This window comes from bacterium endosymbiont of Bathymodiolus sp. 5 South (assembly GCF_900128535.1).
Lineage (GTDB): Bacteria > Pseudomonadota > Gammaproteobacteria > PS1 > Pseudothioglobaceae > Thiodubiliella.
Map to the genome: position 1 here is coordinate 1 of NZ_FQTR01000284.1, position 1,560 is coordinate 1,560.

Here is a 1,560-nt window from a genome sequence, read left to right on the forward strand (position 1 = left end):
ATACCAATTACAATAACTCTAATGAAGTAGACGCTAATAACAACGCCCATAAACAACAAGGTAGCTTTACCACCACAGCAGGCACAACTAACAAAATGAATGATGTTTGGTTTGATGTGGATTTGGCGAAAACCATAGAAACTGATTTGGTAGAAGTTAATGATGTTATTGCCAACTTACCTAATCTTGCAGGCTTTGGTAATGTTCATAGTCTACACCAAGCCATGGCGTTGGATACAAGTGGTGAATTGCAGGATTTGGTAGAGCAAGTAATAAGTGCTAGTGGTGCGGAGCAAAATGATGCGCTTACTCAAATGATTTACCACTGGACAGGGGTTGAAGATATTGACCCTAACAGCAGAACAGCAGATAGAATGTATGGTAATGTGATTGGCGATGCTAGAAAACTCAAAGCCTTAGAAGAACTCATGGGGCAAGAATGGCTGGGTACTTGGTGTGGGGGAGATCGTGATAGAAACCCACATGGTAAAGCAGCACTAATACTACTTAAAGCCTTTGATGATTTACAACTCTATATTAAAGACAAACTCTTTGACGATAATAACAATGACAATCTATTATCTAAAATACGCATCAGCACTAATGATGAAGGCGAGTTAACTGAGGTGCATGTATCAACCTTTATTAACTATCTAGAGTTTGAATATGCCGATAATCCACAGCAAACACTCAATCAACTTAGACAAGTCAAAATCGCACTGTTAAAACTGGGCGATGTAGGTAAACAAACTTTAGCGGCATTAGAACAAGCAGGTGATGAAGATGGTAATGCACTAGCACAAATGTTGGCAAGAGATGTCTATTTGCACCTAATAGGCACTGATGGTAATGATATTTTAACTAGTGGTAGCGGGTTTGATGTTTTAGAAGGCGGTAATGGCGACGACACCCTAAACGCAGGGCAAGGCAACGACAAGGTAACAGGCGGTGCAGGTAACGATATTTATATCTTTAATCTTGGTGATGGACAACTTGAGATTATGGATGCCAATGGTTACGATGGGCTTAAATTTGGTGAAGGTATTACTAAAGATGATATTACTATTACCCAAGAAGCAGATGGCTTTGTTTATATCCGCATTAACAACACCACAGATGTGGTGAAGTTTACCCAAGCAAGTACCACTTCAACCTTAGCAATTGACTACATTTACTTTGCTGATAATAGTCATAGTCGTATTGATGCTAATGTAATCCTAGCCTCACTCAAAACTTTAACTGAGGGTAATGACACCCTTACTGCAAACAAGGATGGCACTAACAACATTCAAGCCCTAGCAGGCGATGATACCATTACAGGTGGCATTGATGCTCGCAACAATATTGATGGCGGTGCTGATGATGACACCCTAACAGGGGGTTCTTATGCAGATAGCCTCATCGGCGGACAAGGCAATGACACTTTAAATGGTGGTAATGGCGACGACACCCTAAACGCAGGGCAAGGCAACGACAAGGTAACAGGCGGTGCAGGTAACGATATTTATATCTTTAATCTTGGTGATGGACAACTTGAGATTATGGATGCCAATGGTTACG

1 protein-coding gene is annotated in these 1,560 nt (G+C 41.0%); it reads left to right on the forward strand.

The annotated features are described in order from the left end of the window. A partial coding sequence (locus BBROOKSOX_RS10845; protein WP_139661805.1) for a calcium-binding protein occupies positions 1–1,560 on the forward strand: 1,560 nt, incomplete at both ends.